This window comes from Binatus sp. (SeqCode), assembly GCF_035272065.1.
Lineage (GTDB): Bacteria > Desulfobacterota > Binatia > Binatales > Binataceae > Binatus.
On the sequence record NZ_DATEQZ010000073.1, the window covers coordinates 1 to 7,657 of the forward strand.

The 7,657-nt window shown below is 62.7% G+C and carries 9 protein-coding genes; 2 read left to right on the top strand and 7 right to left on the bottom strand.

Annotated elements, in window-relative coordinates; genetic code table 11:
• A partial coding sequence (locus VJX68_RS14055; protein ID WP_324096336.1) for a CoA transferase occupies positions 1-246 on the bottom strand: 246 nt, incomplete at its 3' end.
• Between the two features lie 125 nt (positions 247-371).
• Between VJX68_RS14055 and VJX68_RS14060 the strand changes: the two genes are divergently transcribed.
• Both VJX68_RS14060 and recO read left to right on the top strand, forming a co-directional pair.
• The gene (locus VJX68_RS14060; RefSeq protein WP_324096337.1) at positions 372-1,505 is read left to right on the top strand and encodes an AAA family ATPase; all 1,134 of its coding nucleotides are present in this window, start codon (positions 372-374) and stop codon (positions 1,503-1,505) included.
• Between the two features lie 6 nt (positions 1,506-1,511).
• Entirely contained in the window at positions 1,512-2,285 is a 774-nt protein-coding gene (gene recO, locus VJX68_RS14065; protein WP_324096338.1) for a DNA repair protein RecO, read from the top strand.
• A gap of 3 nt (positions 2,286-2,288) precedes the next feature.
• Here recO and VJX68_RS14070 read toward each other — a convergent pair whose 3' ends face one another.
• The 6 genes from VJX68_RS14070 to VJX68_RS14095 form a co-directional block, all read right to left on the bottom strand.
• Positions 2,289-2,891, bottom strand: coding sequence for a histidine phosphatase family protein (locus tag VJX68_RS14070; RefSeq protein WP_324096339.1), 603 nt, complete (start codon positions 2,889-2,891; stop codon positions 2,289-2,291).
• 56 nt (positions 2,892-2,947) lie between these two features.
• The gene (locus VJX68_RS14075) at positions 2,948-3,727 is read right to left on the bottom strand and encodes a slipin family protein (protein ID WP_324096340.1); all 780 of its coding nucleotides are present in this window, start codon (positions 3,725-3,727) and stop codon (positions 2,948-2,950) included.
• A 63-nt stretch (positions 3,728-3,790) separates the two neighbouring features.
• Positions 3,791-5,122: an NfeD family protein gene (locus VJX68_RS14080; RefSeq protein ID WP_324096341.1), complete on the bottom strand. Its 1,332-nt coding sequence runs from the start codon at positions 5,120-5,122 to the stop codon at positions 3,791-3,793.
• A complete protein-coding gene (locus VJX68_RS14085) occupies positions 5,119-5,913 on the bottom strand; it encodes a uracil-DNA glycosylase (protein ID WP_324096342.1) in 795 nt (264 codons plus the stop codon). The genes VJX68_RS14080 and VJX68_RS14085 overlap by 4 nt, the downstream gene beginning before the upstream one ends.
• 7 nt (positions 5,914-5,920) lie before the next feature.
• Positions 5,921-7,165, bottom strand: coding sequence for a bifunctional phosphopantothenoylcysteine decarboxylase/phosphopantothenate--cysteine ligase CoaBC (gene coaBC / locus VJX68_RS14090; RefSeq protein ID WP_349255919.1), 1,245 nt, complete (start codon positions 7,163-7,165; stop codon positions 5,921-5,923).
• Positions 7,166-7,227: 62 nt separating this feature from the next.
• Positions 7,228-7,657 (bottom strand): inositol-3-phosphate synthase (locus tag VJX68_RS14095; RefSeq protein ID WP_324096344.1); only part of this gene is annotated, 430 nt, incomplete at its 5' end.

Below are 7,657 nucleotides of genomic sequence, written 5' to 3' on the forward strand. Positions count from 1 at the left end.
CATCGCGCGGCCCTTCTCGCTCTTCAGGTTGAGCGTGATGCCGCGTTTGTTGGCGTTGAGCAAAATGAAGTAGTAGGAATCGACGCCCTGCTTTTCGGTGAGCAGCCAGCGACCCTGCTCGCCCATTTTTGGCGACTCGACTTTGATGACGTCGGCGCCGAGCCACGCAAGCATCTCTGTGCACGAGGTGCCGGCCTCGAACTGCGTCATGTCCAGAACTTTGACCCCGCTCAGCGCCTTTTCCATCGCGATCTTCCTCCCGCTTGCAACTACCTGATCTAGCGCCAGCAGCGGAGCGGCGGCAAGCCTCGAAGCGCGCATGGGGTTAAGTCTTTGGCTGCGGTCTGGTAGAGATCATGATGAAAAGGCAAGTGGCAGACACCGCATTATCGAAGCTCGCGCGAATCCGTGAGGAACTGAACCGGATGTTCCTCGAACGAATCGATCTGATCGACGGCGCAATCGTGGCCATGCTGTCGGCGAATCACGTTTTGATCATCGGGCCGCCGGGAACCGCGAAGTCGATGCTCGCCGACGAACTGTGCCGCCGAATCGAAGGTGCGAACTATTTTCAGTGGCTGCTGACCAAATTCAGCACGCCGGAGGAAATTTTCGGCGCGGTCAGCCTCAAGGGACTCGAGGAAGACGACTACCGGCGCGTCACCACGCACAAATTGCCCGAGGCGCACATCGCGTTCCTGGACGAGATCTTCAAAGCCAACTCCTCGATCCTCAACGCGCTGTTGACGATTATCAACGAGCGGATTTTCCACAACGGCCGCGAGCGCGTCGCGGTGCCGCTGATCACGATGTTCGGCGCTTCGAACGAACTACCCGACGAGGACGAGCTGACCGCGCTTTACGATCGCTTCATGCTGCGCTTCATGGCCGATTACATCACCGAGGAGCATGGCTTCATCCGCATGATGGCCGGCGGTCCGGATCGTGCGCGCACGACGCTGAAATTTGCCGAGCTCGACGAGCTGCGCGCGGCGGCTGCGGCAGTCACGGTGCCGGGAGCGATCCTAGAGGCGATCGCGCAAATCAGGCGCGAACTCGCGCGCGAGCAAATCATCGTGTCGGATCGGCGCTGGAAAAACTCCCTCGGCATTTTGCGCGCGCACGCGATTCTCGCCGGACGCGGCGCGGTCTCCGAAGATGATCTGATGTTCCTGGCACACGTGCTGTGGAAAGATCCTGAGGAGCGGCCGAAGGTAGTCGAAGCACTGCGCCGAATCGTGCGAGGATACGAGGACAAGCTGCAGGAGCTGGTGTTCGAGAGCCGCGAGCTGCGCGAATATGCCGAGGGTGCGTGGGAGAGCGAGGAGCTCCGGCGGCGCGCACTGACCGAGGCGAATGCCAAGCTCGCAAATATCGCGGCGCGCTTCGACATGCTGATGAAGGAAGCGTCGGACTCGGGAAGGGCGATCGCCAACGCAGAGCGGATGCGCGTCGAGGTCAAAGATATTCAGCAAGCCGTATTCCGCAGAAGCGTCGGCGACTAGAAATTCATGCCGATCGAAGAATCAACCCCGGCGATCGTGCTTCGCGCACGCGACTACGCCGAGTCGGATCGAATCGTCACGCTGCTGACGCTCAACGCCGGCAAGCTCAGCGGAATCGCGAAGGGCGCCAAAGCGTCGCGGCATCGCTTCGAGCGCAAGCTCGAACCGTTTTCGCACGTAGTCCTGCACTATCGCCGCCGGCCGCACGGGCAGTTGGTGTTTATTACGCGCGCCGAAGCGGCCGACCTGACGCAGCACGTGCTCGACGACGACCTCGCGAAGATCGCGCTCGGCAGCTACATGCTGGAACTCACCGACGCGCTGACGACCGAGGAGAGCGAGGCGGCGGAAGCGTATCGCGTGCTGTCGGAAGGACTCGGCGCGCTCAGCACGCGGTTTGCGGACGCGGCGCTCCGGCAGGCTTTCGAGATGCGGCTGCTCGGATGGGCGGGATTCGGACTCGAGTTCACGCGCTGCCGCATCTGCGCGACCCCCAACGGCGACAACGGCGCGACGGTGTATTTCGTCGTGTCGCGCGGCGGGATCGTGTGCGCGAAATGCCGGCCATCGGTGGCGGAGGGCGCGATCAAGCTGTCGAGTAGGGGCGCCACCAACCTCGCGCGACTAGACAGGTTGCCGATGGACGCCTCGCCCGGATCGGAAGCGGCGGGCCCGGACGGTGCGCTCGCGCTGGCGCGGTTCATCGGCTCGATCGTTGATCGACGGCTGCGCAGCCAGGAATTTCTCGATTCGGTTTTGCCGGGCGGGGCTAAAGCCTGACTATCACCCGCCGGATTCTTGCGCCGGAGTTTCGCCGTACACCACTTCGGGCTCGCGGTAGCGTCCGCCATGATGCTCGATCACAACGATGCCGCAATTCGGTGGCACATGCGCGCTTTCCCACTCGCCGGTTACGTGAGCCCAAACCGCTCGCATTACGCCGCCGTGGCTGACGATTACGATCTCGTCGTCGGAAAATTTTCCAGCTACGCGATCGAGCACAGGCGCGACGCGCCTGAGAACGTCCTCATGACTCTCGCCGTGCGGCGCGCGCCACGCCCATGAGCGCTTGGGATCGAAAGTGGGATCGTTGGCGATAGAGTCGTACGGCTGCCCCGCGAGGTCGCCCAGACTCATCTCGCGGAACTCCGCCTCGTACTCGATCGGGATGCCCAGTTCGGCGGCGATGATGAGTCCGGTTTCGCGGGCGCGCGTGAACGTGCTCGCGATCACCTGCACCGGCTGAAACTTCTGCTTGATTCTCTGCGCCGCTTCGAGAGCCTGGCGGCGGCCAAGCTCCGTGATCTTCGCGTCGCCCGAGGTGGTGAAGCGCCGAATCGCGTTGCCTTCGCTCTCGCCGTGACGAACCATTATCAGCTTGCCCATAGGGTACAAATTTTCTCCGAAAATTCAGTGTGGTGCCAACGAAACGACGCGGCCCTTCAGGTCTTGGGCTTGTCGTCGCCGATGCCGGCCGCTTTCGCAAACGCGCGGAACGGTTCGAACAGATCGATCGGCATCGGAAAGACGGTGGTGGAATTGTTTTCGGTCGCGATCTCCTTGAGCGTCTGCAGATAGCGAAGCTGGAGCGTTATTGGACTCTTGCTCATGATCTCGGCGGCATCGGCGAGCCGCTGCGACGCCTGGAATTCGCCCTCCGCCGCGATCACCTTGGCGCGCCGCTCGCGCTCGGCCTCAGCCTGCGCCGCGATCGCGCGCTGCATGTCCTGCGGCAGATCGATATTTTTCAACTCAACCAGCGTGACCTTCACGCCCCACGGCTCGGTTTGCGAATCGACTATTTCCTGGATGCGCGCGTTGAGCTTGTCGCGCTGGCTGAGCAGTTCGTCGAGCTCGGTCTGGCCGCCGACGGAGCGCAACGTGGTCTGCGCCAGTTGCATCGTGGCGAACAGGTAGTTTGCGACCTCGGTCACGGCGCGCGACGGGTCGACGACGCGAAAATACAGCACCGCGCTGACCTTGACCGTCACGTTGTCCTTGGTGATGACGTCTTGCGGCGGGATGTCGAGCGTCACGGTGCGAAGATCAATTCGCGCCATCCGCTCGAGTACGGGAATCACGAAAATCACGCCCGGCCCGCGATACGGAGTGAGACGCCCGAGTCGAAAAACGACGCCACGCTCGTATTCGTTGAGGACCTTGAGCCCGCTCAAAATGAAAATTACGCCGATGAAGACGACTATCCCGACTCCGCTCGCCATCGCGATTCTCCTTCGCCCCAAAGCGCACGAGGGCTTGAAGATAACCTGCGCTATCCGCCGGCGCTAAGCTACCTTTTGCACTTGCAGTTCCAAACCATTGATCGACTTCACGCGTGCGTGAGCGCCGGGGCTGAGCGCGTCGGCGCTGACGGCGCGCCATATCTCGCCATGCACGAACACCTTGCCTGGCGCGCCCGGAGCGATCGCCTCGCGCACTTCCGCGACCTCGCCGACAATGCCTTCCGCACCGGTGGTCGCGCGGCGGCGGCGCTCGCGGGCCACTATATATCCGATGCCGAGGATGATCAGCGTCAGCGCGGCGGCGGCGCCATAGATAATGTCGCGATTGACGACCAAGTCAGTCTTTGAAGTGTCGATCAAAAACAACGAGCCGATGACGAAAGCAGTGACGCCGCCCAGGCCGAGGATTCCGTAGCTGGTGACGAAGGCTTCCGAGATCAACATTCCAACACCGAGAAAAATCAGCAGCAGGCCGGTGAGGTTCACCGGCAGAACCTGGAACGACGCTAGCGCGAGCAGCAGGCAAATCGCGCCGGCGACGCCGGGAAAGATCACGCCGGGATGCGCGAACTCGAAGTACAGGCCGATCAATCCCGCCATCAGCAGCAGATAGACGATGTTGGGATCGGCGAGGACGTTGAGCAGTTGCTGGCCCGGCGTCATCCGCATGCGGCGCACTGTGGCGTCGGCCACCGCGAGCGTCACGGTCTGGCCCGCGACCTGGACCTTGCGGCCGGTGGCTTGCGTCAACAGGCTGCGGAGGTCGGGCGCGACGATGTCGATGACATTCTTCGCCAGCGCCTCGCGCTCGCCGATCGCGACGCTGTGGCGGACGGCCTGCTCGATCCAATCTTCGTTGCGCCCGCGCTCCTGCGCGATCGTGCGCGCAAAGGTCGCGGTGAAGTTCTCGACCTTCTGACCCATCGCGCCCTTGATGTCGTCACCGCCCTCCTCGACCGGATGAGCCGCCCCGATCGTTGTTCCCGGTGCCATCGCGGCTACGTTGGCGGCCTCAGTGATGAAGGTGCCGGCGGACGCGGCGCTCGCGCCCGACGGCGCAACGTAAACAATCACCGGAATCGGCGCGGCCAGGATCGCCTTGACTATCTTTTCCGCCGAGTTGAGCAAACCGCCCGGCGTATCGAGCTCGATCACCAGCGCGCTTGCTCCTTCGGTATTTGCGGAGGCGAGCGAGTCTTCGATGTAAGAGGCGGTGGCGGGATTGATCGAGCCGTCAATCGTGATCAATTCGACCCAGGGCGGCGTATGCGCGGCCGCTTTTGCGGGTACGTCGGCGGCAAGCATTTGCTGCGATGCGAATGCCGCGGTCGCGATCGCCAACGCCACGACGACGAGTCTTAAGCGCACGCTCACGACACGGAACCGCCGCGGCGCGGAATCGGCATCCCGAGATATTTCATCACTTCCTGAATATCCGCCCATACCAGCCGCTTGTCGCCGGGCGTGCGGAGCAGGTACGCGGGATGAAACGTCGGCATGAACCGTATGCCGCGAAAATCCTGCCAGTTGCCGCGCAGCTTGCTGATGGGAATCTTCACCTTGAGCACCGCCTGCACGGCGAATGTGCCCAGTCCGACGATCGCGCGCGGGCGCACAATGTCAATTTGGCGAAACAGAAACGGCTCGCACGCAGCGACTTCGTCGGGCTCCGGATTTCGATTGTCGGGCGGGCGGCACTTGATCACGTTGCAGATGTACACGTCGGCGCGGTTGATCCCAATGCCGCGCTCGATGATGTCGGTCAGCAACTGACCCGCTCGGCCGACGAACGGCTCGCCGCGCGCGTCCTCGTCGGCCCCCGGCGCCTCGCCGACGAACATCAACTGCGCGTTGGGATTGCCGACGCCGAAGACGAGATTGGTACGGCGCGGCGCGAGCTTGCATCGCTGGCAATTCCCGATGAACTCGCGCAACTCGTCGAGCGTCGAGGATTTCTCGAGTCCGGGATATTTCGAGAACAGTTCCGTCGGTATTGGTGCGGCGTCGGCCTTGCTCACCGCAGGAGCCGACGCGGCGGGCATCACGCGTGGTGCGGACGACGCAGGCGCGGGCAGTCCTTCCATACCCTCCTCGCGCAACTGCTCGACGTAGTCGCGGATCGTGGCGACCAGCGTTCGGCGATCCGGCGGCGATGACGGGTCCATTCGAAAGTTATCTGACGGCGCGCAGGCGCGCGGATTTATCCGCGCGGCCCGACTTCGGTTTGGCGGCGCGGAGCGCGACCATTCGATCTAGTATCAAATCCGCGACCGCGTCCTTGGACATCTGCGGATGGCTCTGCGAGCGGCCATCGGCGCCGATGAGCGTGACGATATTAGTATCGACTTCGAAGCCGGCGCCTTCCCGCGACACATCGTTGGCCACGATGAGGTCGAGTCCTTTGCGTTTGAGTTTGGCTCGTGCGTTGGCTTCGAGATCATCGGTCTCGGCCGCGAATCCGATCAGAATGCGCGCGCCCTTCTTCGCCGCCAGCCGCGGCATCTCGTCCGCGATCGACTCCATCTCGAGTCGAAGCCCGCGCGCGTCCTTCTTGATTTTGCCGCCCGCCGGATGCGCAGGACGGAAATCCGCAACCGCCGCCGCCATCACGAGCGCCGTGGACCACGGGAAATTGCTCGACGTTTGCGCGAGCATCGCCGCCGCCGTCACCGTGTCGATTCGCTCGACGCCATAAGGCGTCGCGAGCGCGGACGGTCCCGCGACTATTCGAACTGCAGCACCGCGGCGCCACGCCGCGCGCGCAATCGCAAATCCCATCTTGCCCGACGAACTATTCGAGACGAATCGCACCGGGTCGATCGGTTCCCGAGTCGGGCCCGCCGTCACCAGGATATTTTCGCCCGCGAGATCCTGCGCGGAGAGCATCTTCTCGATTTCCACGACGACGATCGCCGGGTCCGGCAGGCGCCCCTTGCCCTCGTAGCCGCATGCGAGTGCGCCCTCACCTGGCTCGATGATTACCGCGCCGCGCGAGCGCAGCCTGGCAAGGTTCTCGATGACCGTCGGATGCTCGTACATGTGCACGTTCATCGCGGGCGCGAACGCGACTTTCGCGCGCGTGGCGAGCAGCACGGTCGTCAATATATCGTCGGCAATACCGACGGCGGCCTTAGCGATCACGTCGGCCGTCGCGGGCGCGATCACGATCGCATCCGCGCTATCGGCGAGCCGGATGTGCCCGATCTCGGATTCCTGCGTGAGCGAGAAGGTGTCTGTCGCAACTGGATTCGCGCTGAGCGCCTGGAGCGTGAGCGGCGTAATGAACTCGGTGGCGTTGCGCGTCATCATGACGCGAACATTCGCGCCCGCATTGACGAGCATGCGCACGAGTTCCGCGGATTTGTAAGCGGCGATTCCGCCACTCACGCCGAGCACGATCGTCTTGCCGCTAAGCACGCCCATCAGGCTTTGATTCTAATGCGGCGCGCCAACGGTTGAAACGGCCCGCAAATGGATGGTCAATCGTAGTATTCGAGCCCGAGATGCGTGATCAGGTCCTCGCCGCGCATCCAGCGCAGCGTGTTCTTGAGCTTCATTAGCTGAATGAAAATGTCGTGCTCGGGATAGATGTTCGGCGCGTGCATCGGCGCCTTGAAGTAGAACGACAGCCATTCCTGGATTCCGCGCATGCCTGCGCGATGCGCCAAATCCATGAACAGCACGAGGTCGAGCACCAGCGGCGCCGCCAGGATCGAATCGCGGCACAAAAAATTAATCTTGATCTGCATCGGATAGCCGAGCCATCCGAAGATATCGATATTGTCCCATCCTTCTTTGGAATCACCACGCGGCGGGTAGTAGTTGATTTTCACCGAGTGGAACACGTTGCCGTAAAGCTGCGGATGCAGCTCGGGTTGCAGGATCTGATCGAGCACCGACAGCTTGGTC

Excerpts from the sequence above, each read along its gene's own strand:
- recO (WP_324096338.1), top strand. The coding sequence starts at position 1,512 with ATGCCGATCGAAGAATCAACCCCGGCGATCGTGCTTCGCGCACGCGAC.
- VJX68_RS14070 (WP_324096339.1), bottom strand. The coding sequence starts at position 2,891 with ATGGGCAAGCTGATAATGGTTCGTCACGGCGAGAGCGAAGGCAACGCG.
- VJX68_RS14075 (WP_324096340.1), bottom strand. The coding sequence starts at position 3,727 with ATGGCGAGCGGAGTCGGGATAGTCGTCTTCATCGGCGTAATTTTCATT.
- VJX68_RS14085 (WP_324096342.1), bottom strand. The coding sequence starts at position 5,913 with ATGGACCCGTCATCGCCGCCGGATCGCCGAACGCTGGTCGCCACGATC.